The organism is Fibrobacter sp. UBA2449, from assembly GCF_002342555.1.
GTDB lineage: Bacteria > Fibrobacterota > Fibrobacteria > Fibrobacterales > Fibrobacteraceae > Fibrobacter.
Genome location: NZ_DDQF01000005.1, coordinates 18,754 through 42,421, shown reverse-complemented (window position 1 = coordinate 42,421; position 23,668 = coordinate 18,754). Strand labels below are relative to the sequence as shown.

At 56.1% G+C, this 23,668-nt stretch carries 16 protein-coding genes; 11 read left to right on the top strand and 5 right to left on the bottom strand.

The features are described 5' to 3' along the window. The first annotated feature begins 117 nt into the window (after positions 1–117). Positions 118–1,101 carry a thiamine-phosphate kinase gene (gene thiL / locus B4B27_RS01670; RefSeq protein ID WP_173381614.1) on the top strand — a complete coding sequence of 328 codons (984 nt, stop codon included), beginning with the start codon at positions 118–120 and terminating at the stop codon, positions 1,099–1,101. A gap of 14 nt (positions 1,102–1,115) precedes the next feature. Next, positions 1,116–3,032, top strand: a complete 1,917-nt coding sequence (locus B4B27_RS01665; RefSeq protein ID WP_290723641.1) for a GspE/PulE family protein — start codon at positions 1,116–1,118, stop codon at positions 3,030–3,032. A gap of 105 nt (positions 3,033–3,137) precedes the next feature. Here B4B27_RS01665 and rpsD read toward each other — a convergent pair whose 3' ends face one another. From rpsD to B4B27_RS01645, 4 genes are all read right to left on the bottom strand, one after another. After that, complete coding sequence (gene rpsD / locus B4B27_RS01660) at positions 3,138–3,743, bottom strand: 30S ribosomal protein S4 (RefSeq protein WP_173364855.1); 606 nt, start codon at positions 3,741–3,743, stop codon at positions 3,138–3,140. 121 nt (positions 3,744–3,864) lie between these two features. After that, positions 3,865–5,568, bottom strand: coding sequence for a hypothetical protein (locus B4B27_RS01655; protein WP_290723039.1), 1,704 nt, complete (start codon positions 5,566–5,568; stop codon positions 3,865–3,867). 20 nt (positions 5,569–5,588) lie between these two features. Then, the gene (locus tag B4B27_RS01650) at positions 5,589–8,591 is read right to left on the bottom strand and encodes a glycosyl hydrolase family 28-related protein (protein ID WP_173381616.1); all 3,003 of its coding nucleotides are present in this window, start codon (positions 8,589–8,591) and stop codon (positions 5,589–5,591) included. A 271-nt stretch (positions 8,592–8,862) separates the two neighbouring features. Continuing rightward, positions 8,863–11,046, bottom strand: coding sequence for a carbohydrate-binding domain-containing protein (locus B4B27_RS01645; protein WP_290723036.1), 2,184 nt, complete (start codon positions 11,044–11,046; stop codon positions 8,863–8,865). Positions 11,047–11,264: 218 nt separating this feature from the next. On the opposite strand from B4B27_RS01645, the gene B4B27_RS01640 reads away from it, so the two are divergent. From B4B27_RS01640 to nadE, 8 genes are all read left to right on the top strand, one after another. After that, entirely contained in the window at positions 11,265–12,800 is a 1,536-nt protein-coding gene (locus tag B4B27_RS01640) for a hypothetical protein (protein WP_290723034.1), read from the top strand. 5 nt (positions 12,801–12,805) lie between these two features. Next, the gene (locus B4B27_RS01635) at positions 12,806–14,140 is read left to right on the top strand and encodes a U32 family peptidase C-terminal domain-containing protein (protein WP_290723032.1); all 1,335 of its coding nucleotides are present in this window, start codon (positions 12,806–12,808) and stop codon (positions 14,138–14,140) included. 9 nt (positions 14,141–14,149) lie between these two features. Continuing rightward, positions 14,150–14,584 (top strand): hypothetical protein, encoded by a 435-nt coding sequence (locus B4B27_RS01630; RefSeq protein WP_290723030.1) that lies wholly within the window; start codon positions 14,150–14,152, stop codon positions 14,582–14,584. Next, on the top strand, positions 14,547–15,974 hold the full coding sequence (locus tag B4B27_RS01625) for a hypothetical protein (RefSeq protein ID WP_290723028.1): 1,428 nt from the start codon (positions 14,547–14,549) through the stop codon (positions 15,972–15,974). The genes B4B27_RS01630 and B4B27_RS01625 overlap by 38 nt, the downstream gene beginning before the upstream one ends. 439 nt (positions 15,975–16,413) lie before the next feature. Beyond that, entirely contained in the window at positions 16,414–17,817 is a 1,404-nt protein-coding gene (locus B4B27_RS01620) for a DnaA ATPase domain-containing protein (protein ID WP_290723026.1), read from the top strand. Next, the gene (locus tag B4B27_RS01615) at positions 17,817–18,683 is read left to right on the top strand and encodes an NAD-dependent epimerase/dehydratase family protein (RefSeq protein ID WP_290723024.1); all 867 of its coding nucleotides are present in this window, start codon (positions 17,817–17,819) and stop codon (positions 18,681–18,683) included. Before B4B27_RS01620 ends, B4B27_RS01615 begins: the two co-directional genes overlap by 1 nt. Positions 18,684–18,750: 67 nt before the next feature. Beyond that, complete coding sequence (locus B4B27_RS01610) at positions 18,751–19,929, top strand: hypothetical protein (RefSeq protein ID WP_290723022.1); 1,179 nt, start codon at positions 18,751–18,753, stop codon at positions 19,927–19,929. 94 nt (positions 19,930–20,023) lie between these two features. Beyond that, entirely contained in the window at positions 20,024–21,568 is a 1,545-nt protein-coding gene (nadE, locus tag B4B27_RS01605; RefSeq protein WP_290723020.1) for an NAD(+) synthase, read from the top strand. 3 nt (positions 21,569–21,571) lie between these two features. On the opposite strand, the gene mnmA is transcribed toward nadE, so the two are convergent. Then, positions 21,572–22,672 (bottom strand): tRNA 2-thiouridine(34) synthase MnmA, encoded by a 1,101-nt coding sequence (mnmA, locus tag B4B27_RS01600; RefSeq protein WP_290723017.1) that lies wholly within the window; start codon positions 22,670–22,672, stop codon positions 21,572–21,574. 85 nt (positions 22,673–22,757) lie between these two features. Between mnmA and B4B27_RS01595 the strand changes: the two genes are divergently transcribed. Beyond that, positions 22,758–23,666 (top strand): AAA family ATPase, encoded by a 909-nt coding sequence (locus tag B4B27_RS01595; RefSeq protein ID WP_290723013.1) that lies wholly within the window; start codon positions 22,758–22,760, stop codon positions 23,664–23,666. Positions 23,667–23,668: the final 2 nt, after the last annotated feature.

The window sequence follows — 23,668 nt, the reverse complement described above, 5'->3', positions numbered from 1 at the left end:
AGATTTTTTAGGGTGTTTTGAACTTTTATTTTTTACCCCACGATTATTGCCAACTTATCCACCATTTGTCGCCAAGATGTTTTTTTGGAGGGGGCGCGAGTTATTTAAATTTGGGGTATGTTCCCTGATTTAGGCGAGTTTAATTTTGTTCGCAAGATTCTAGAAAACAGCGTTGCCCCGGACCCGAAAGCACCGGGGAACCGTGACTGGTTGCCCGCGGGAGACGATTGCGCGCTCTTTGACGGGTGGCTCGTGACGAAGGACCTCTCGGTGGAAGGTTCGCATTTTCGCCTGGACTGGTCCACTCCCGAACAGGCGGTCGAAAAGCATATTGTATCGAACGTCTCGGACATATCCGCGATGGGCGGCGTGCCGAAGCTCGCCGTATTCGGCATTTGCGTGAATAAGGCGTGGAATGCCGAGGTGCGAGACCGCATCTGCCGTGCCGTTTCCGAAGGCTTTGCGCGGCGCGGTATCGCCCTGATTGGCGGCGATACGGTTGCGGGGGAGTGCGGCATGTTCTCGACGACGCTTCTTGGCCAGATGGAAGGCGGTTCGCCGCTGCTGCGCAGCGGCGCGCGTCCGGGCGACGGCGTGTATGTCGCGGGAACGCTGGGAAAGTCGGCGGCGGGGCTCTGGCTTCTCATGAACCGCCCGGACGCTCGCGCGGAATTCGCGCACCTCGCCGACTACCACCTCGCCCCTCAAATCGACGAACGCTGTGGCGCGGAACTCGTGAAGCATGGCGTCTGCGGGGCCTGCATGGATATCAGCGACGGCCTTTCCTCCGAACTGAACCACCTTGCCCTTTCGTCTGGGGTCGCCATCGAAATCGAAGAGGGCCTGCTGCCCGTGGATGCCGATGTTCGCAGGCTTGCGGACCGGTTCGGGCTCGATCCGCTGGAATTTGCGTTGAATGGTGGTGAGGAATATCAACTATTATGTGCATTTTCTTTAAAAAATGATATATTTTTAAAAAATGCCGCCTTGTCGCAGTGCTTGACGCGAATCGGTTCCGTAAAGGCCGGTTCCGGCGTGAGCATGGTGCGTAAGGATGGCCGTGTTGAAATTGTCAAAGCACAAGCGTGGTCGCATTTATGATAAGCAACGTGAAAATGAACTTGGGCGAATTGCTGCTCCGTCAGGGTGTCCTGGACGAAGACCAGCTGGCCCATGCTGTTTCTGAACACAAGCGTACGGGCATGGCCCTTGCGAAGATCCTGGTCCGTCTCGGTATGGTGACGGAAGACGCACTGACAAGCATCCTCGGCGTGCAGATGCAGTCGACGACCAAGATGCGTATCGGCGAGATGCTTCTTGCGCAGGGCTACATCAACCAGGAACAGCTGGAAAAGGCCCTCGAAATGCAGAAGGCGAGCGGCAAGCGTCTCGGCCGAACCTTGGTGGACCTCGGCTACATGCAGGAAGAACGCCTTATCGAGATCCTTTCCAGGCAGTTCGAAGTGCCCTATGTGAAACTCGAAAACTTCGCCCTGGATTCCGAGGCCTACACCTACCTGCCCGAAGACATGTGCAAGACCTACAAGGTGGTGCCGCTGTTCATCTCGAAGAACGAGGACGAACGCAAGGTTGTCCGCGAAGCGCTTACGCTTGCCATGGCGGACCCGACCAACATGCGCGTCATCCAGATTGTCAAGTTCAAGGTCAAGATGGAAGTGGACGTGGTGATGGCCTCCGAGGCCGACATCCAGAAGACCATCGAACGCGTGTTTGCGGGCCACGGCCCCGCCGAAGAATCCCTTGCCGAACTTATCGGCGAAACCAAGGATGGCGAGGAACTCGAAACGGTGGAACGCGGCCAAGGCGGTAACGACGAGCCCGAACTGACCGACGAAGAAGGACGCGCGGTGGTGAAAATCGTGACGACCTTGATTCACGAAGCGATTGCACGACACGCTTCCGATATTCACCTCGAACCGCAGGAGACCTTCCTCAAGCTCCGTTACCGTATCGACGGCGACCTGCAGGTGATGGCTCCGATTCCCGCGCGCCTCATGCCGCAGATCCTTTCGCGTATCAAGCTCCTCTCCAAGATGGACATCGCCGAAAAGCGTCGCCCGTTGGACGGACGCTTCACGGTGCGCTACAAGGGTTCCGAAGTCGACCTCCGTGTGAGCTCGTTCCCTATTTCGCTCCGCAAGCGCGGTGTCTGCGAAAAGATCGTTATGCGTATCTTGGACCCGAACTCGGGTCAGTTCCCGCTCCGCGAAATGGGTTTCGATTCCCGAGTGCTCAAGCAGTTCCTCGAGGCGATTAACCTTCCGAACGGCATTATCCTCGTTACCGGTCCTACGGGTTCCGGTAAGTCCACCACGCTTTACGCTTCCATCCGCGAGATTCTCGATTCTACGATCAATATTTCTACCATGGAGGACCCGGTCGAACTTAACATCGACGGCGTCAACCAGGGACAAATTAACAATGCCGCGGGCTTTACCTTCGCGGCGGGCATCCGCGCCTTGCTCCGTCAGGACCCGGACGTCATCATGATCGGTGAAATGCGTGACCAGGAGACATCGTCCATGGCTATCGAAGCTGCATTGACGGGTCACTTGGTCTTCAGTACGCTCCATACAAACGATGCTGCCGGTTCGTTCCCGCGCTTGCTGGAAATGGGCCTGGAACCGTTCCTCGTGTCGACCGCCATCAAGGGCATCCTGGCCCAGCGTCTGGTGCGCCGCATCTGCAAGTACTGCAAGGAACCGGTGGAAATTTCGGACTCCCTGCGCGACGAGTTGCACCTCTCCCCGGACATGCAGTTCTACCACGGCAAGGGCTGCGAGAAGTGCGACGGTTCGGGCTACAAGGGCCGTTGCGGTATCTACGAGTTCCTGGTGCCGAACGAATCCGTGCGTAACCTCGTTATCCGCCGCGCATCCGGCGACGAGATCAAGCGCTGCGCCATGAAGGAATGCGACATGATTACGCTCCGCATGGACGGCATCAACAAGGCGCTGCAGGGCCTCACCACGCTAGAACAGGCGGTGGGCGCGTCCGCTGCGGACGACTGATTGCGGGGAGCACCGGCTCCCTCCTTCTTGCGCGATTCGAAACTGCAAAAGAAAAACGCTCGGCTCTCGCCGGGCGTTTTCTCAAACTTTCGTTTGTATGGTTTACTACCTGGAGTAGTATTCCACGACGAGCTGTTCTTCGAGCTTGACGGGGATCTGTTCGCGGAGCGGGAGCTTCACGAGCGTGCCTTCCATCTTGCCGGCGTCGACAGTCAGGTATTCCGGAGCAGCCGGGGCGTTGGCGATGGCTTCCTTGATCTGCACGTGTTCCTTGGAACGTTCGCGCACGGAAATCACGTCGCCGGCCTTCACGAGGCGGCTGGGGGAGAAACTACGGACACCGTTCACGGCGAAGTGGCCGTGTGCGACGTACTGGCGGGCGGCGAAGATGGTGCGGGCAAAACCCATGCGGTAGACGAGAGCGTCCAGGCGGGTTTCGAGCAAGATCATCAGGTTGTCACCGGCAGAGCCTTCGCGACGGTTGGCTTCCTTGTAAGCCTTGGCGAGCTGTGCTTCGGAAATGTTGTAGGTGAAGCGAAGACGCTGCTTCTCGACGAGCTGCTGCTTGTACACGGAAGCGGACTTCTTGCGGTTCTGGCCATGCTGGCCGGGCGCGAAGTTGCGGCGATCGAGAGCCTTTTGTGTCTTCTGAGAAACGGCGACTCCGAGGGAGCGCGCTACTTTACCTTTTGGTCCACGGAAGGAGGACATAGTTACCTCTTTGAGGAAGCTCTTTGGTTCAGCTTGCAGGTTGGCAGAGCTTGGCGCGACCTGCAAGATTAGGCCCCAAAAATAGTAAAATCGGGGCGGTCTTCAAGGGCTGGTCCGGCCTTTAGCGCACCTGGACGGTCAAAGTGTCCCTCATCAGGGGGTCTGCCATGCTCTGGGCGATGAGTCGGGCGTCTTTGTCGGAGGCGTCTTCCTGCGCGGTCAGGTAATACGAGGAAATTTCCTGTTCGCCCTTGCAGTTTTCGAGCTGGTTGATGTAGGATGCATTACCGAGGGTGGTGAGGTCTTCGCAGGGGACGAACCACTTGACGTTGGAGCTGGTCTTGTAGGGGACCGTCTGGAAAGTGAATTCGTCGAGGCGCACGATGTCGCCGGGGGCTACGCGCTTGCTCGTGTAGGTCATGTCCTTGGCCTCGTTGTAGAACTTGAGGGAATCGAGCGAGCCTGGGCGCTGGATGAACGTCCGGAGGGTGAGGTTCGAATCGGTGAGCGCCTTCGAATTGAGCTGGAGGTAGCGCAGGTAGAGCGCACCGTCCTTCTTGGCCTTGTAGCCGTGCTGGAGGCTGTTGATGGTGCCGACGGAATCTCCCTTCGCGTTGATGAGTGCATAGTAGGCTTTTGGCGTGCCGTTGCATTCCATGTACTTGCAGTAGCCCTGCATTTCGTGGTAGACGACGATGGAGTCTCCCTTCTTGAGGTCGGCGAGCCACACGTAGTGGTCTTGGCGCAGGTAGTACTTGGTGGAATCGTTTGCCGGACGCACGATGACGAGGGTGTCGCCGGGATAGACGATGGAATCGGGGTTAGCGAGGTATTCTCCCTGGTTCAGCCTGCGGAAGCGCGTGGCGGCTTCGAAGGTGGCGAAAGGCCCGGAGAGGAAGCTTACCACGTTGCTCGGATTCAGCCTGAGGGTCCATGCGGAAGAATCGTTGGTGACGAGCAGGGTGTCGAGCGTGTTTGTCTCGGGGGAGTAGACATTGCTGTCCTTGTCAATCAGTTCATACTTGTTGATTCCATCTCCCTGCACGGAGAGGTTCACGCTGAAGCCGGTTTCGACCTTGAAGGCGATTTCGATGCTCTTGGGGGCTTCGCCGATGACGAGAATGCCGCGGACGGTATCGCGCAAGTCGATGTCGATATGGGAGGAGTCTCCGGTGTAATTGTAGTAGGAGGTGTCGACGTCAACCTTGATGCGCAGGTGGGCGGAAGTGTCGAATTTAGCCTTGAGGTCGAGGTAGTAGAAGTCCTCGTTGAACACGACGAAGCTGTTTTGGAGCATGTCGGCTCCGGAGCCGGAATGCATGTAGTCTGAGTAGACGGAATCCTTTTTCGTGGAGTTCCAGACGGGTCCGGTCGTCCTGAGATTGACGGATTTTTCGCTCCGGACGCGGATGGTGTCTTCTTCTGTGCCGCTGGTCGCTGCGGCAACGTTTATGCGGGTTCCCTTCGGAAACGACCCGAGGAACAGCGAAACGGTCGTGCTCGAACTGTCGAGACAGACGATGTCGTCGCGGCAGACCTTCTCGACGTAGGTGGAATCTTCGGACTTCTTGTCGGTGGAATCCTTCTTGACCTTGACGGTGTCCCACGTGGCCATTTCCATGTAGAAGTTCATCGTCTCGCCGATGTCGATGGTGTCGCGGTAGTCGATGTCGAGGCGCGTGCTGAGCGAGGAACTCGAACTGAACGATTCCCCCGCAAAGCTTTCGTTGCCGTCGGTGACGGACGATGTGTTTGTATGCGTTGTCTCGCTGCACGCGATAAGGAGTGCGGCAAGGAGGATGAGTGCAGAAAGAAGCTTGTTCATAGGGATACCGGGGAATCGCGTTAGTTGAGGATGAAGAACTTCTGTTCGGCGTTGAAGGCTTCGCCGTTAATCTTGAGGGTGTATTTGCCGGTGGGGAAGGCTTTCGCCTTGAACTTGAAATTGATTTTCTTTTCGCCGGGGACTTCGCGTGCGGCAACCGTGAGCATGCGCTTGCCCGATTCGTTGATAATCTCGATTTGCACGAACTGCGGGTAGCCCACGGTCAGGTCGAAGTTGCATTCCAGGTTCACGATGTCGATGTTGACCTTCGAAAGCGTGTAGCCGCCGTCCATGGCGTCGCCGCCGACGGAACGCGTGTTGTCGTAGTAGCCCACATAGAGCGTGGGGGCGACATCCTTGCCCGAGTTGTGGGAGCGGATGTGCGTTTCGCCGGGCTCGACGGCGGTGAGGATGAGCGTGTAGAGGTTGGAGGGGTGCTTCCTCTTGAAGAACTCGGTGAGGGTCGGCGTGCGGAGGAAGGCTCCGAGGGGAGCCTTCGGATTGAGCGTAATGATACCGAGGAAGTCTGCGTACTTCGTGTCGATACCTCCACCGGAGTTCTTGCGGATGTTGAACTGTCCGCCCGGCTGGTCGAGGTTCGCGGGGGCGTTTTCCCAGGTGAGTTCATCGCTCTTCCAGTCCACTCCCAGCTTGTCTTCTCCGAAGTTCATTTCCTTGGCGGTTTCCTTGAGACCAAAGATGTTCAGTTGCACAGGCTTCTTGATGGAATCTGGGTCGAAGTCGAGTTTGAGGGCCACATCGAATAGCGGTCCCGGAAGCACGGACAGGTCGAACTTGAGGTAAATCTTGCCGGCATCGTTCTTGTCGTGAGCGACACGGAGGTTTTCGTCGGTGCCGTGCGGGGAATAGTTGTCGAACTGTGAAATCCAGGTGTCGGCGCCGCGCCCGCTCGGGATGTTGTCGCCCGAATGGTCAAACGTGGTGTAGCGCTTGTCGAACACATAGACCTTGCCTGTGTCGGCGCCCGTCTGGTAGCCGTCGTTTGCGGTAAAGAGGATGTTGTAGCGACCACTTGCCGTGAACGACACGTCCGTCTCGTATTCGGTGGAATCGGAGAAGGTCACCTTGCCGGGGCCGACTCCCTTTTTCCAGACAACGGGCACGCGGCAGAGTCCGTCGCCACGGCCATCATCCTCGACGGTCCCGGTGAGCTTGAGCCTGTTCGGCTGCACCAGGATGAGTTCCTTGGCCATGCTCGCCTTGGGAGGATCGTTGTGGCCCTGCTTCGGGGCATAGCCTGTGTAGAGGTTCATCATGATTCCGCCGGATTCGTTCTTCGGCAGTTCCGTGTTCTTGAGCACGTAGACCTTCGAACCTTGCCTCGATTCCTCGACAATCTTCACGTAGGGGTTCCCGCGGGTAAGAGTCTCCTTGAGGCCGACAATGGAGAGGTTCGAGTTGTCGTTGATGAACATGGGCGCGTTCTTCGCCTTGTCGCTTGCGATGACGTTCACGCCGAGGAGTTCGGCAGACGCCTTGTTGAAGTTGTTGAGGATGGTGTTGCCGTCCTTGACGGTGAGGCCTAGAATCCAGAGCGTTCCGCCGTTGTTTGTAATCTTGGCTCCCTTGGTGTCGCCGATCATGGTGACCTGGCGCCCCCAGAGTTTCTGGTAGTTCATCTGGATGGTGCCTACCGAGACATCTTCGAGGAATACGTCACCGTTGCCGAATTCGGATGTCTCGAATGACTTCACGTACATGTTCTTCAGGAGCACGGTGCGCTTGGAGTTGTTGATGATGCCGCTTCCGAAGGTGGAAAAGCGTTCGATGGTGATGTCGTGGAAGGTGCCTTCCTCGATAATGAACTTGCCTTTGCCGTCAATCTTACCTTCGGTTCCGATGATGCGGTGGATTCGGTTGCGCAGGTAGATGTCGCGGTTGATGGTCCAGCGGCCTCCGGGCGGGAAGAAGATGGTTTCTGCGCCGTCGTCGATGGCGCTCTGGATGGCCTTGGAATCATCGGATCCGTCGTTTGCCCTGCCGCCATAATCGCCGGTGATGGATGTCCAGTACATGGACTTTTGATCGCTTCCGGTCGGCGTCTCGGTCACGGAAAGCCTCATGGACTGCTTGGGGCTGTGGCAGAGCTGGTGGTTTTCCTGCGTGGAAAACTCGATAATCTCGGTATTGCTGAATTCCTCGTTGTGTGCCTTGACGGTGCTCTTGATTTTGGACTTGAACTTGCTTACGATGACTGCCCGTGCGAAAAGCTGTCCTTCGTTCACGATGGCGGTGGTCGGCTTGGCGACATTCTTGCCGGGGTCATATTCGAGGGTGGCATCGACAATGACGAGGGATGCGTCCGTGCCGTGGTTGTAGACTGCCGGCGCGTTGCCCTTGAATCTGAGCCCGCGCGTGGCAATCATCTGACCGTCGTTGTCGAGACCGTATTTTTTTTGGCCTCCGAGAGTCAAGTGTTCGAAGGTCATGCTGTTGGTCGTACCCGCAGTGTAGACACCCACGTCGAATCCGTTGACTTCGACGTTCTTCAGGAGCAACGGGCCGATGTTCTCGGTGAAGCCCATGTCGATTCCGTAGACGCCCGCGCTATCGCCGGACTGAACTTTCACGTTGGTAATGTTGCCTTGGATTGCCGCGTTGAAGCGGATGCCTATGGCGCCGGGGTTCTTTTTGCCGGTGCGGATGGTAAGGTCGCGGATGGCGTTCCTCTGTCGTTGGGCAGGGCCGTCGCCTGTGTAGATGACTGCCTGCGGAAAGTCGGGGTTCTCGAATCCCGGAACATCGTCCTGGAGGGTGATGATGGTGCTACCCATGTTTTCGCCCTGGAGAATAGTACGGCGGTAGTCCTTTTCGGGTTTGCCGTTTGCTGTAGGCCAGGTGAGCGCAGAAGAAATCTTGTAGATGCCATGGGGCAGGTAGATAATGTAGTCGCCATCAGGGTGGTCGTTCAAAGCTCTTTGGATGGCCTCCGTGTCGTCTTCCTTGCCGTCTCCCTTCGCGTTGTAGGGGTCTGCCTTGACGTTAACGACTTCGGCGCCCATGGGAAACTCGACCTGGGCAAAGGCGCCGAGGACTAAGGTGCAGAGAACAGCTAAAAAAGTGCGAAAAGTGCGCAAAAAAAACATGGAAACCTCGCTGGGGGACTTCTTGACTTTAAATATATAAAAAAAGCGGCCAGACACCGCAAGCGCGAACGCTTAGAATGTCTGACCTTGGGGTTGGTTTGGAGTATCCCTAATTATAGAAATTTAAATGCCCTTGGGAAGATATTCCTCTTGAAAAAAGTCGCATATGTGATTTTGGTCACTTTGCCTATTTTTCGTAGAAAACAAGGCCGTTGGGGAAGGTGACTTGCTTCATGCCGCTGGTGTTTACCTGTGCGACGGAAGTGACTGAGCCGCCATAGAGGATCATGCTTCCCGAGCCCTTCGGGGCGAATGCTGCGTTGGCGCTACCGTAGGCCGTGCCTGCTGTGTACGATGTTGCTGTGCAGTTCGGGTATTCCTCGGTCTGGCTTCCAAATCCGAGGAACACTCCGCCCGTAATGGTGAACCCGTTGTCGGTGTCGATGAGTCCGCCCGCGCCGTTCGTTGCGCATCCGCCGCTGCTACCGCTCTGACCCGGCCTTCCGCCCATACTGCCGCCCATGCCGCCGCTGCTTGCGGGAATTTCTACGATGACGACTCCGCCGGACTGCTTTGCCGTACCGTTCGCATCGAGCACGTCGATGTCGTTGCCCGAGGCGCTAATGTAGTGGTAGCCGCCCGTGATGACGATGTAGCCCTTGCTGCTGCTCATCATGCCGCCACCGAAACCACCCCACTGGGAACCGCTGGAGGTGCCCGGGTCGGCAGAACCGCCTGCGGCGTTCCAGCCGTCGTCGGTGCCGTAGGTTGCGGTGATTCCGCCTTCGGCGAAGATGTAGAACGCTTCCATGCCTTCGGAGGCCTTCGTGACGTTGATGGTGGATCCTGCGAGGTGGAGCGCGGAATCGGCGTGGATGCCGTCGTCGCCGGCGCTCACGGTCACGTTGCCGCCGTTCATGTAGATGTTCAGGTTGGAATGAATGCCGTCATCGTTCGAGGTGACATCGATGTCGCCAGCGTTGATGTAGATGCGGTCGTCAGAGACGATACCCTTGCCGGTGCTCTTGACCGTGATTTTCGGGGCGGAGACGGAGTCGTTGACGAACACGTAGTTGTAGGCCTGGATGCCGTCGTCGCCCGCCTTCTCGATGTTGATGGTGCCGCCCTTGATGTTGACAATGCCCTTGCCTTCGGTAATCGTTGTGTCGTTTCCGTTTATGGTACATTCGTCGCTCTTGATGCCGTCGCCGCTTGTGGCCGTGAGGTTAAGGGTGCCGCCCTCGATATCGACCAAGTCCTTGCCCTTGAAGGCGTTGTTCTTTGCGGTTACGGTGATGGTCGGATTGTCGCGGACGCGCAGGTCGTCGCTGCTGTGGATGCCGTTGTTATAGTTGCCGGTCACCTTGATGGTGCCGGAACCCTTGATGGTAAGGTCATCCTTCGAGAAAATGCAGGCGCCCGCGTAGGTCGTATCGGATGCCCCGTTTGCGTTTGTAAATGAGATAACAGAATTTCTCGTCGATGCGTCAGAGAATGTGCTTGTTCCCTCGTTTGCGACGATGAAGGTCTTGTTGCTGTTGAGCGATACAACCGGTGCCGAAGTCGTATTCGAAAGCGTGAGCGAATTCATGAAGAGATACACGTTGTCCTGTGCGCCGGCTAGGACCTTGATCTGTCCGTTACTGCTGCTTCCGCTGAAGAAGTAGTTGCCTGCGCAGGTGACGGTGACGTTGCTCCCTTCGATGCTGACGCAGCCGTTGTCGTTTACGACGGTTGCGCCCGTAGCGGCAAAAGCGATGGACGGCTCGTTGCCATTGGATACGGCTTCGGGGGTGGGGGTGTCGTTGGAGCCTGTTTCGGAGTCTCCCGAAGATGCTACGGCGACATCGGCAGAAGATGCGATGGCGGCTGCTTCGCTGGAAGAAGAACCGACCGCCTCGGCCAACATGATCTTGTTGCAGCCATTGTCGAAGTAGAAGGTCTTGCCCTGTGCCCGGTAGTAGGTGATTCCGTCCAGGACATACAACATTGTTGCTCCGCGAGTATCGCAGTCGGTTGTTGCCGCGGAACTGGAGGTGGGTTCGACGGGTGCCGTTCCTGTGTCCGCCGGGGTGTCTCCGGAGGGCGTCCCTGCTTCGGATTCGGGGACGCCGATAATGCCGTCCTCTCCAATCCAGAACGAGAGATTCCCTGCGGCATCGAAGCACATGACCGTAATCCCGTCAGCGGCGTAAAATCCCGTGTAGTTCTCGTTGAGGCAGATGTTATCGGCATTCCCGTTAGTTTCGATTCCTTCGAAATCGCTGTTTGTCGGCGCTTGGGTATTAGGAGCGTCGTCCGAACAGGCGGCGAGCAGGCCGAAGGCGAGTGCAGAAGAAACCGCGAGCTTTTTTTGAATTCTTGATGTCATGATTGTATCCCTTTTCCAAACAACAATCCTGAATGGGCTTGTTCTTTTTCAAAATTACCAAGTGAAAGTCCGTTTTTTAAGTTTTTTTTCGCTTGTTTTGAAAAAAGTCGATTCGATATTTGGGGGCTTTCGTTCCGTTCGGAACGAATGCGGTCAGAAAAGACCTGTTGTGCTTTTGACAACGGCACGGACTCTTTTTAAAAAACTAAATTGCAGTTATGTTCGTAAAAAAAACTCGTTCTCTTGCTCTTGTGGCAATTATTTCTTCGCAGGTGATTGCTGCATCCCCGGTCGTTGGCCCCGAGCACACGCGCAATTTGCGGACGCTTGAAATGGCTCCGATGCTTTTTGAATACCATCGGCAGACAACCGGTAGCGACCGCCAGTTCTTTACCTATCCGCGACGTGATGCGGAATTCCGCAAGCATTTTGTCGAAACGGAATCGAACGCGATTCTCTATTACGACAATGCGAACGGCGTGGGTATTGCGGGCCACGGATTCGATGATGATTCTGTCAGGGCTCCGCGCATAGGAATTGCGACGAGTGTTGTGGGTGGAATCGACTATCGCGGAGGCGAGGCTTTGGGCGATACCATTTGGCCTGGAATCGACGGCGGCATCTACCTGCGCGGCTTTGCCGATTCCGTCGAGTTTGTACTCGATGCGCGAATTTACGACGAAGGACATTCCGCGGCTAAACCGAAGTCGTGGGACCGCGAATTCCTGGAAGTGCAGAAAGAAGAAAACAACTCCGGGGTCGAATATACGAGTTATGCCCGTTATCGCACGCACCTGTCGTTCAATTACGATTGGTTCCGACTGGACTTCGGTCGTGACGTGATGCACTGGGGCCCTGGCTACTATAACAACCTCACGTTGAATCAGTTCTCGCTCCCGTTCAATTCGATGAGTGTCGATTTGCGCTTCGGACCTTTGCGCGTGTTTAGCTTCTATGGCGATCTTCGCATTTACGGGAGCATGAGCGACAAGAATAAGGACGAAACGCGCAACCTCTTTGGACACCGCTACGAACTTGCCTTCGGGAATGCGACGGTGGGCATTAGCGAACTCACGGTGCTTTACAATAACATGAAGCCGTGGCTGTTTGTGCCGACGGTTCCGCTCTTTATGGAAAAGGGCAACTATTCCGAAAGCAGCAACAATGGCTCCCTGGCGATGGATTTCAATTATCGCCTGTTCAACAAGGTACGAATTTATACGGAATTCTTCCTCGATGACATGGAATCTCCGATTAGTCTCGTCAAGAACGACAATATCGAAGCGAAGTGGGCATGGATGGCCGGCTTGCAGGCGGGACATGATTTCTATATCAAGGGGAAAAAGCTCGAAGTGGGGACTGTCGCTGAATATGCCCGTGTCGAGCCCTATGTCTATACGCATTTCGTGAAGAATACGGCGCAGATGGCGCACCTGGGCTATCCGCTCGGAAACCAGGGCGGTCCGAATAGCCAAACGATAGATTGGAATGTATTTGCGCAGTTCGACGGCCATATCTTCGCGTCGCTTCGCAATACCTGGTTCTGGAAGGGGACGGATTACGGGAGTGCCGTAAATGACACGACTCCGCGCCATAACCACATGAAGATACACAAGAAGTTCCTCGACGGGGCGAAAATGCAGTATTCTCTCACGCCGGCGTTTGCCTACGAAGGTCAGTATGTGAGCTTTATGGGCGAGGTGACGCTCATTGACGACCGCAAGGTGTACCTCCGCGCCGGATTCAAGTGGTAGCTTGTATGAAAAAACCAGAACTGTTGGCTCCTGCGGGTGACCTTGTGCGCATGAAGTATGCGTATGCCTATGGTGCGGACGCTGTATATGCGGGCCAACCTGCTTTTAGCCTCCGGGCCCGCGAAAACGGGTTCAGGAGCTTGGATGACCTGGCGGAAGGTATCGCTTATGCGAGGAGCCTCGGGAAAAAATTCTACCTCACGAGCAACGTGATTCCCCGTAACGTGAAGGTCGAATCGTTCCAAAAGGCGCTGCTTGCGGCGATAGAACTCAAGCCTGATGCGCTGATTGTCGCTGACCCTGGATTTGTCGGCTGGCTTCGTAAAGAACGTCCCGATGTGGAAATCCACCTTTCGGTGCAGGCGAATACCACGAATTACCTCGCCGCAAAGTTCTGGCACGATTTGGGAGTTCGCCGAATCATCTTGAGTCGTGAATTGCGTTTGTCTGAAATTTTGGAGATAAAGGAAAAGTTGCCGGACCTCGAACTGGAGGTGTTTGTTCATGGTGCCGTGTGTATGGCAATGTCCGGACGCTGTATGCTCAGCAACTGGGTGACCCACCGCGATGCGAACCAGGGGGCCTGCGACAACAGCTGCCGTATGCCTTACCGGCTTTATGCCAATTCCGGGCCTCAAGTGGAGGATTACCGCGAACACGAAGGCGAATTCAGCTTGCAGCGGACGGATAGACCCGAACTTCCACCGGTGGCCCTGGACGAGGATACTTGGGGAACATACTTTATGAGTAGCCGGGACCTCTGCGCCCTGGACGTGATTCCCGAACTGGTGCAGGGCGGACTCGACTCGTTCAAGATAGAAGGCCGCACGCGCTCGGTATATTACCTTTCCCAAGTAGTGCGCGCTTATCGCATGGCCATCGATGCGTCGGTTGCCGCCCTGGAATCGGGATGTCCCTGCTCTCAGGACCTTGTTCCGCAGGAGTCCCGCAGGGCGATGCGCTTTGTGGACGGCCGCGGGTTCATGCCGGGATTTTTACGTGGCCCCCTGCCGCAGAATTACGAGGCGACACATGTGGATGCCGAAGGCGGGTGTGTCGCCGCACAGATCCTCGATTATGACGCTACGACGAATTCCTGCCGCGTGAACGTGAAGAACCCGTTCTGCATGGACGATTCGCTCGAAATCATGACTCCCGCGGGGATGGATCCGATCCAGGTGGAAAGCCTGATGGATTTCCGGGGTGCGGCGGCCGACCGCTTGAACCCGGGGACGGAAGGGCGCGTCTTTTTACAGGAAAATGTGCTAAAAAACACGGGTAAGGCCAATTTCGGGTTCATTGTAAAGAAAATCACAGCGCATAGGGCGTCTAATACGTAAATTTTGAATATGGCAGTCGACGAAGCGACGAAAAAACAGGACGAGTTGGAACTTTATCAAATAGACGATAAGGCAATCGTCCCTTTTTTCAGGGATCATTTGGATGACTTGAAGAACTTCATCGAATTGCACAAGGGGCAGAACCTTTCGCTCCTGGTCCTTCTGAAGCAGTTTATCCGCACCTACCGCTTGCCTTTCAATATGCACCGCTATATGGAAGTGCAACGGACCTTTATCCAGCAGACGTTGCGTAGCCAGCTCGAAAACAGGCAGGCCGCCGTGAGCAACTGGATTCAGGAACACGCTGGGCGTCATCGCGACCGCATGATTCAGCTGCAGTGCCTTTACCTTGAGCGCGTGAAAGGCTCGCTCCTGCCCGAAATCGAAAAACTGCTTGGACATTCTGTTGAAACTCTGTGCCATCACGAAAAGAGCAATCGGTAGCGGGCTCCTGGTCCCCGTTTCGGTTGCCCTGTTTGCCCTGTTTCCTCTGACGGATACGGATATCTGGTGGCATCTGGCTTGTGCTCGGGAGTGGTATCTGACGTGGTCCCCGGTGCGGCTTCCCGCAGTGAATGTTCACGAGTATTTCCAGCAGGTCGTCTATGCGGCGTATTCTCTCGGCGGGGCGCCGTTGCTTGTCGCTTTCAAGGCGTTGCTTTGGGGAACTGTGTTTGCGCTGTTCCTTTGGCCGTTCCGTAAGGCTATCCGATGCAATGCTGTGACTGCCGCTACTTTGACAGTGACTTTGTTTGTATTCCGCTATTGCTTCGAAATACGGCCAGTGCTGTTCAGCCTGTTGATTCTGGGTGTCTATTGGAATCTGCTGCCGGGATTGCGCCGTGTTCCCGTGGCTGTCGCGATTCTCATTTTGCAGTGGCTGTGGTGCCGAGTGCAGGGCCTCTATATATTGGGGCCGCTCTTTGCGGCGGCCGTGCTTTTGCCGCAGATTGTAAAAAGTGCGAACGCGCGCGAACGCCTTCTGAAATCCGCATTCCTCCTTTCGATGTTTGCGATGCCTTTGTTGCACGGGGATGGATTGCGTCTGTTTCTGTACCCGCTTGGGCTTTTGGATAGGCTTCTCGGCATTACTCCGTCGGCGGCCGTGTTTGCGTCGTCCATCGCCGAGAACCGTAGCCCGTTTTCGATACTTGCGGCGGGAGAAAACGTCTTAGGATGTGTCTTTGCGGTTGCAATGTGCGCTGTGTCGTGTGCTTGGTCGCTTCGCAACATCCTGTACCGTCGGGAGTGGACTTTGTCTGCTTCTCTTTTGACGACGGCGGTACTCGCGTTAGTCGCAGAACGCAATATGGCGCTGTTCCTACCCATATTTGCCGTTGCTTTTTTACATGAAATATCTCGTGCTGAATGTTGCTTGCAAAATGTTAATTTGTTCTATAAATGGTCGGGGGTTGCGGTCTTGGCTTTTGTGTTCGGGCTCTGGGCGCGTTCCCTTGCCGCTTATGATTCCTTTGTCGCCTACCAGCGGGTCCCTGTCGATGCGGCGAAATGGATGTCGGCTCATCCGCATGCTGGCAGGCTTTTCAATGACGATCGCGCTGGCGGCTACCTCGCTTTCGTGAACCCGTCCGATTCCGTCTATGTCGATGGACGCTTTATTCTCAAGACGGCAGACTTTTTTGAACGCTATCTGCGCTTTGCCGAAGAGCCGGGACTGTTTTTCTCCGAGGCGGATTCCTGGGGGGTCGACCGCGCTGTTTTTCCGCTCCGCTACTATGCCCGTTGGGGAAGGGTTCTCGACGCTCTCGATAGTGCCCCGGAATGGCAAGTGGGGCATGTGGATGAATACTATATCGTATTCTGCAAAAAATGATACATAAAACTCACATAACGGCAACAATATCAACAACTTACGAATTTCGGGCCTTCCTAAAGTGCCGAAATTTGACAAAAAAACGCATTTTGTTAGGATTATGGTGAACAAATGGTCATTATTTTCGCTGTCAAGGGATGGTTGAAAATTTTTCTGTTGATATGTTGTGCAGTCGGTAGTGATGATACCTTGATTGCTGCGTGATTAAACTCCCGAGATTTGGGGATAGAAGCGGGAATAAAAAGTTTTTTGTGAGAAATTGCCTTTTTTGGCCCTTTTTGGGGGGCTTTTAAAAAAAAAGAGAAAGCCCCGGTTTCGCTGTTGGCCCTTTATCTAATTTTTAAACCCGAAGTTTTTTTGGTTTATTTGGTTTATTGTGGAAAATACGGTTACCTTATTGAGTTTATCTGCGTCGCCCTGGCCGATGGTCATGGAGTACATGCGTTCGCAGTGCAATGATTTTGGAATGGCTATTCTCGATGCGGTCGGATTCGAGGGAATCGACGATGGCATTGCTTATTTGACAGTCCCGGACCAGTTTCGTGAAACTTGGCTGAACAGCCACTATGGCGAACTTTTGCGCAAGGCGTTTGCCTCGGTTGTCGGGTCTTCCTTTGTCGATTACCGCGTGCGTCAAATTGCGCAGTCCGCGGCGGTTCCCGAAATGAAGCTTTCGGCTCCGGCGGTGGCCCCTGCGGTTGTCAAGCAGGCGGAAGCGACTGCTCGCACCCGCAAGAAGTCGTGTCGCATCCCGAAACTCTATGCAAACTATACCTTCGAGAACTTTGTCGAGGGTGATTGCAACAACACGGCGCTGAAGGCGTGCCTTTCGGTCGTGGATCATCCGGGCGACATGGCCATGAACCCGCTCCTGGTTTACGGGGCGACTGGCCTTGGCAAGACGCACCTGCTCCATGCCGTTGCGGCGAGGCTTTGCGCGCGGAACTCCTCGCTCAAGGTCGTTTATCGCCAGGCCTATGACTTCTTGCGCGATACCATGGATATCGTGAGAGCGTCTTCCAAGAAAAACTGGACTCTCGCGAACGAGCTGAAGGAACGCTTCCAGGGAATGTATATCGATTGCGATGTGCTGCTTTTGGACGATATCCAGTTGCTCAAGAGCAGCGTCTATTGCCAAGATCATCTTGCAAAACTCATCAACACGCTCCGTCACGAGGGAAAGCAGATTATCTTGAGTTGCGACCGCCATCCGGGTTCGTTCCGCAAGCTCATGCCGGGCGAGAAGCCGACGGACGATCAGACGCCGCAGTTTACGTCGATTCTTTTGAACCATCTCGAAAGTTGTGTCGCCGTCGGGATCGAGGAACCCGATCTGAAGACTCGCATGGACGTTATCCGCAAGAAGTCGGAGAATCTCCCGTTCGTGGCTGAAGACCGCGAGGAAATCTGCAGGTTCCTTTCCATTCCGCCGCGTGCGAACGTGCGCCTCATCGAAAGCGTGCTTCACTGGCTCGACGCCATGCACAAACTGAACGGCGTGGAACTGAGCCTCCACTGCATCAAGCAGTTGCTTGTATCCCCGCAAAACGATGGCGCGACGCTTACGCTAAAGAATATCAGCGAAACCGTGGCCGCCTCCTTCCGTGTCGACACGATTGTGCTTTCTTCCAGGCGCCAGGACAAGGGCGCCTCCTTGCCGCGCAAGGTGGCGATGTTCCTTTGCCGCGAGCTCACCTCCGAAACGGTCGAGGATGTGGGCAAGGTCTTTAAGCGCGATTATACCTCGGTGATTGCCGCCATTCAGTCCCTCAAAAAGATGATGGAAGATGACGAGGCCCTTGCGGGGCGCGTCAGGGACTTGCGTTACATGTTGGAGTCCTGATGCGGGCTCTGGTAACGGGCGGGGCTGGCGTCGTAGGGAGGGCGCTATGCCGGGAGCTACAGGAACGCGGTGTGTGTGTGCGTGTCCTGACGCTCCCCGGTGATCCCCTGGTGCAGTCGTTTCCTCGAAATATTGATGTTGTTTATGGCGATGTTGCCGACTACGCCTCCATTCGGCCCGCGTTCGATGGCGTGGACTGCGTTTTCCACCTGGCGGCAATTCTCCTTTCGAGGGATGCTTCCGCGTTCGAGCGCATCAACGCGGGCGGAACGCGCAACGTGGTCTCTGCCTGCCAGGATTCGGGCGTGCGTCGCCTGCTTTATGTTTCTAGCATTTCTGTCACCTATCCGGTGCTCACTCCCTACGGTGCGAGCAAGCTTGCGGGGGAGACTGCGGTAAAGGAATCCGGGCTTGACTGGACCATCGTGCGGCCGACCCTCGTGATTGGTGACGGCGGGGGTGTTGAATTCAGGATGTATGCGGACTTTGTCTGCAGGTTCCCGGTCTACCCGCTTCCGGGCGGCGGCAGGTCACTCAAGAGACCCGTGCGTAGCGTGGACCTCGTGAAGGGAATTGCCGCTGCGTGTCTTACTCCCGAGGCTATCGGGAATACATATGCGCTTGCGGGCCCCGAGGTGATGACGATGGCCGAAATGGCGGCGCGCATCTTGCGAACTGCGGGGAAACGCCACCTGATGTTCCCGCTGCCCTGGTGGGTTGCGAAAAGGCTTGCCGTACTCCGGAACTGGATTGGCGGACGGCGCGTTTCTGCCGAGCAGGCGCTCGCCGGGTTCCTCTATGATGCCGTTCCCTGCATCGAAAATGCGGAAAAAGACCTCGGATATCACCCGAAAAACGCTTTGTAGGATGTTTTTTGCGTTTTTCCGTGTCGTTTCCCGTATAAAAGAGTATATTCAAGGGAAAGAGGTTCTTATGAAAAAATATTTGCTTTGTGCGGGCATTTTGGCCGCTTCGATTTCGCTTGTCGCCTGTGGCGGCAGCTCTCCGTCCGATACCGATGATGATATCTTGTCTTCTGCCGATGATTCCGGGAAGTCTTCTTCTTCGCAGGAGGAAGAATCGTCCTCGTCTGTCTCGAAGGATATTCCCAAGGGGGCACGCGCGGCCACCCTCGACGACCTCGAGAAGAACATGACCCTCAAGGGCCTGTTCGGACGCGACATCTACCTTGCGACGGGCGAGAAACACGGCCTGTTCTCTCTCTGGATTCCCGATACGGCATGGCTTGCCGCCCCGTCCGATTTCAAGGATGGCGTGCTCAATTTTAGCCAGGGTGCCATTACTTCTATCAAGATAGATTACGATGCGATTAAGTCCATGGAAAAGCTGGTGGAGAAGGATTCCGACCACTCCATGAGATTTATCGTGAACGAGGATGACCAGCTGCAGTATTCCCTGGATGGCGGGGAATACAAGGATGTTGGCGAGACTTCCGTCAAGAAGAATTCCTCGGTAGTCTGGAACGGCGACAGCCTTGCATCGAAGGAACTCTTTTGCAAGACCGGCGAGAATACCTTTACGGGTTATAGCTTTTATAAGGGCCGCTATGTGGCGACCGATGTAGTCCGAAATGCCAAACAAACGAACGATTCTCTTGTATCCTGGTCTGCCGGATATTACGACATCCACCGCGGCAAGCTCCTGATGCGCCCGCTATTCTATAGCAGTGCCGTATATGCGCTGGTGTCGGCTTCCGTAAGTTCGGATTATAAGACGTTGACTATATCAGCGGAAGATGTCTCGTGCTCGTTGAGCGAATTGAAGTATAACGAAGTGCCTGCGGCCGATCTCGAGGGCGAATGGGAATCTGACGAAGGCGGCCTCGCCTGGTCTCTTGACTTGCGCACCGACCGCACCTTCGAGGTGAAGGCCTTCAAGGGCAACGAGAACAAGGCGCTCAAGCAGGGAACGTGGGATGTCTACGGCAACCAGCTGCTGATGAAGGTGACCGGCTGCCTGGGAGGCAAGTGCACTCCGGCCGTGATGGGCTCCGTCTCGAAATGGAAGGCCGGCTCGTTCTTCAACTACGGCAATTCGGATCCCGACGATCCCTCGATTCCCGAGAACTGGACTGCTCCGGAGTACGAATAGTGGCGAGGTTGAACGCCATTGAGTGATTATGACGTTGCCGGTCTTGTGCTGGCAGCGTTTTTTATATTTGGATTGAATATACAAGAGGCTTGCCATGAAGGTTTATATAGCGCAGATGAACGTGGTTCCGGGAATGCCGGAAGAGAATATCAAGAAGATGAAGGCCGCTGTCGCGCGCGCCAAGAAGGTGGGTGCCGAGGTGGTGCTGTTCCCGGAATTTTCGGTATCCGGCGATTTCAGCAGGCTCGGCTCCAGGCAAGACGAAATCGGCTTCCAGATAAGGTGCCGTGATGCGGAAGTGGAACTTGAAAAGGTTTCGAAGGGTATCGAGATTCTTGCGGGCACGAGTGCGATGCTCGAAGAATTCATGTACAACCATTATGTGAATGGCTGTGTCGAAGACTGGAAGAACGATTTCGAGGTCGTCTCTGATTATCAGGAATTCTCGATCGTCAAGGAAGAATACGTCGACGAGTTCTGCACGGATTTCGTGAAGGAAAACAAGAAGGCGATTGTCTACATGGGCGCTGTCGGGACGGAGAATTCCGGCAAGAACATCTATGCGCTCGATGGCGGTTGCCGCGTGTACGACAGGACGGGCAAAATTGCCTACCGCATGCCGCAGTTCCGCGAATGCGAGGCCCTGCTGGATATTACGAAGGGCCGCGTGAAGTTTATTTCGGGTCAAAAGTCCGTGAAGCCCGCGGAGCCGATTGCGCAGCTCCATGATGCGCTCGTGTACATGATTCGCGAAAACCTGGCACGGTTCCATATCGCACGCATGGTCATCGGTGCGAGCGGCGGTATCGATAGCGCTGTCTCTGCTGTCCTTTATGCGGAAGCGATCGGGCCCGAGAACGTGTACCTCGTGAACATGCCGACGCGCTTCAATTCCGACACGACGAAGAATGCGGCCCGCGATCTCGCGAAGAACCTGAAGACGCCCTACATGGTGGCCCCGATTTCGGACATGCTCGAAGCCGTGCGCGGGAGCCTCTCCAAGTGCAAGTTCGAACGCAGCGACAGGAAAATCAATATCGAAGGGCTTGCCTACGAGAACCTGCAGGCGCGTACGCGTTCTTCTTCCGTGCTGCTTTCGATTGCATCCGTGCTCGGTGCGGGTATCACCTGCAACGGCAACAAGAGCGAGGCCACTGCCGGCTACTGCACGCTCTATGGCGATACCTGTGGCGTGATGTGCGCGCTCGGTGACCTGTGGAAGACGCAGGTGTACGAACTGGCCCGCTATATCAACCGCAAGAAGGAAATCATCCCGAAGGCTTCCATCGACGTACCCGCGAGTGCGGAACTCAGCGAGGCGATGAACGTGGACGAGGGCAAGGGCGATCCGATCAAGTACCCGTACCACGACAGGCTATTCGCCTACTGGGTAGACCAGAACCATGGTCTCGAGGATACGGAGAAACTGCTCGAGAAGGGAACTCTCTGCAGGGAAATCGGGGCGGACCCGAAGTACTTCAAGAAGCTTTTCAAGACGAAGGCCGATGCGCTCGAGGACATGCGCGCATGGCACAGGCGCTTCCGCGGGCTTGCGCTTGCGAAACGTATCCAGTTCCCGCCGATCCTCTCGGTGAGCGGGATGGCGTTCGGCGGCGAATATACCGAAAGCCAGGGCTAGTTTTTACTTGTCGATGACGGCGGAGGCGACAACACCGTCTCCGTCGTAGAGAACCAGGATTTGCCCCGGTGTCGATGCGAACTGGGGCTCTTCGAATTCTACGGAGATACTGTCGTTTTCGAGCTGAGTGATGTGCGCGGGTGCGCCCTTGTGCCCGAGCCTGATCTGCGCGGACAGCTTGCCTGTAAGCAGGGAAGAGTCGCGGTCGACCATTAGGTTCAGGTTTACGGCGTGGACCTGGTGGCACTGCAGGGTGCTGCGTGGTCCGAGGACGACGCGGTTGTTCTTGGCGTCGATGCTCACGACGAACAGGGGTTCCGGCTGGCCGCCGATGTTTAGCCCCTTGCGTTGCCCGATGGTGTAGTGGACGATTCCCTTGTGCTTGCCGAGGACCTTGCCGTTGATGTCCACGAAGTCGCCGGGGACGTTGTCGCTCTCGTCGAAGAGTACGGAGTAGTCTCCGCATTCGAGGAAGTCCTGGCTTTCCTTCTTGTCGGCGTAGTCGTTCCAGCCGAGGTCGCGGGCCAGGTTCTTCACGTCTTCCTTGTGCATGCCGCCGAGCGGGAAGATGACGGTGGAAAGCTGGTCCATGCTCAGTCTCGAAAGGAAGTACGACTGGTCCTTAGAATTGTCGGCGGCACGGTAGAGGAACGGCCTGTCGGGGGTGGTAAATTCGAGGCGCGCGTAGTGGCCGGTGGCGAATCGGTCGAAGGCGATTCCCATCTTGCGTGCGGTATGCAGGAGGGCGCCGAACTTGATGGTCTGATTGCAGCGGACGCAGGGGTTGGGGGTGCGGCCCGCGCGGTATTCGCTGCGGAAATAGTCGAGCACCTGGCGCTTGTATTCGTCGGAGACGGGGACGGTGTAGTGCGGGATTCCCATGCGTTTCGCGATTTCCTGCGCCTCGGCGATGCTTTCGTCCTCGTTGGGGCCGAAGCATCCGGAACGGCCCTCGATCTTGGGCATGCCGGGGATGGAGTTGTCCCATGTGGACATGGTGATGCCCACGACGTTGTAGCCCTGCTGCTTGAGGGTCCAGGCGGCGAGCGAGGAGTCGACTCCTCCGGAAAGCCCTACGGCGACGGTTTGCTTCTCTATTTCCATACCAAAAATATAGAAAAGAAGAAAGGCGGGCATTTTTGCGAAAATTTCTGAACCGCGCGGGCGGATAGAAATGTATTTTACGGATATGGTGAAAAAACTTGTTGACGCTCTTGATTCCGTGCTGCTTGGAAAGCACGATTCCGTTGAACTGCTTGTGATGGCGCTCCTTGCCGATGGCCACGTGCTGATCGAGGATGTGCCCGGCACGGGCAAGACGACGCTCGCGAAGGCGCTGGCGGCGGCTGTCGGTGCCGACTTCGCGCGTATCCAGTTCACGCCCGACCTTTTGCCCGCCGACGTGACGGGAGGTGCGGTGTTCAAGGCGAATACGGGCGAGTTCGAAATTCGCAAGGGACCCGTGTTTACCCAGGTGCTCCTGGCCGATGAAATCAACCGAGCCTCGCCGCGCACGCAGAGCGCCCTCCTGGAAGCGATGGAAGAGCGGCAGGTGAGCCTCGAGGGCGAACGCCACGCGCTGCCCGAACTCTTCATGGTGCTCGCGACCGAGAACCCGGTGGAATTCCACGGGGTTTTCCCGCTTCCCGAGGCGCAGATGGACCGCTTCATGATACGGCTTTCGCTCGGCTACCCCACGGCGGAGACAGAACTCGACATCGTGAGGAGCCACCGCGCGGGGCGGCCTTTGGCAAAGCTCGGCGCGGTGACGTCGCCGGAAGGCGTCCTGGACGCGCGGGCCCAGGTGCGGGATGTCCATGTCGACGAGTCGCTGGAACGCTATGCGGTGTCGCTCGTGCAGGCGACGCGCGGCGATGCGGGGGTGCGGCTTGCCGCAAGCCCGCGTGCGGGTATCAACCTGCTGGCGATGGCGCGAGCCTGCGCCTATGTCGCGGGGCGCGATTTCGTGAACCCCGATGATATCCAGAGGGTATTCTACCCCGTGATGGAACACCGCGTGTTCGCGAAGGAGAGCGCGCCCGGCGCTTCGCATGCCATTCTCTCGGGAATCCTCTCGCAAACGTCTATCCCCAGGTAAGC

Coding starts and splice junctions, on each gene's coding strand:
- thiL (WP_173381614.1), top strand. CDS start 118: ATGTTCCCTGATTTAGGCGAGTTTAATTTTGTTCGCAAGATTCTAGAA.
- B4B27_RS01665 (WP_290723641.1), top strand. CDS start 1,116: ATGAACTTGGGCGAATTGCTGCTCCGTCAGGGTGTCCTGGACGAAGAC.
- rpsD (WP_173364855.1), bottom strand. CDS start 3,743: ATGTCCTCCTTCCGTGGACCAAAAGGTAAAGTAGCGCGCTCCCTCGGA.
- B4B27_RS01655 (WP_290723039.1), bottom strand. CDS start 5,568: ATGAACAAGCTTCTTTCTGCACTCATCCTCCTTGCCGCACTCCTTATC.
- B4B27_RS01650 (WP_173381616.1), bottom strand. CDS start 8,591: ATGGGCGCCGAAGTCGTTAACGTCAAGGCAGACCCCTACAACGCGAAG.
- B4B27_RS01645 (WP_290723036.1), bottom strand. CDS start 11,046: ATGACATCAAGAATTCAAAAAAAGCTCGCGGTTTCTTCTGCACTCGCC.
- B4B27_RS01640 (WP_290723034.1), top strand. CDS start 11,265: ATGTTCGTAAAAAAAACTCGTTCTCTTGCTCTTGTGGCAATTATTTCT.
- B4B27_RS01635 (WP_290723032.1), top strand. CDS start 12,806: ATGAAAAAACCAGAACTGTTGGCTCCTGCGGGTGACCTTGTGCGCATG.
- B4B27_RS01630 (WP_290723030.1), top strand. CDS start 14,150: ATGGCAGTCGACGAAGCGACGAAAAAACAGGACGAGTTGGAACTTTAT.
- B4B27_RS01620 (WP_290723026.1), top strand. CDS start 16,414: ATGCGTTCGCAGTGCAATGATTTTGGAATGGCTATTCTCGATGCGGTC.
- B4B27_RS01615 (WP_290723024.1), top strand. CDS start 17,817: ATGCGGGCTCTGGTAACGGGCGGGGCTGGCGTCGTAGGGAGGGCGCTA.
- B4B27_RS01610 (WP_290723022.1), top strand. CDS start 18,751: ATGAAAAAATATTTGCTTTGTGCGGGCATTTTGGCCGCTTCGATTTCG.
- nadE (WP_290723020.1), top strand. CDS start 20,024: ATGAAGGTTTATATAGCGCAGATGAACGTGGTTCCGGGAATGCCGGAA.
- mnmA (WP_290723017.1), bottom strand. CDS start 22,672: ATGGAAATAGAGAAGCAAACCGTCGCCGTAGGGCTTTCCGGAGGAGTC.
- B4B27_RS01595 (WP_290723013.1), top strand. CDS start 22,758: ATGGTGAAAAAACTTGTTGACGCTCTTGATTCCGTGCTGCTTGGAAAG.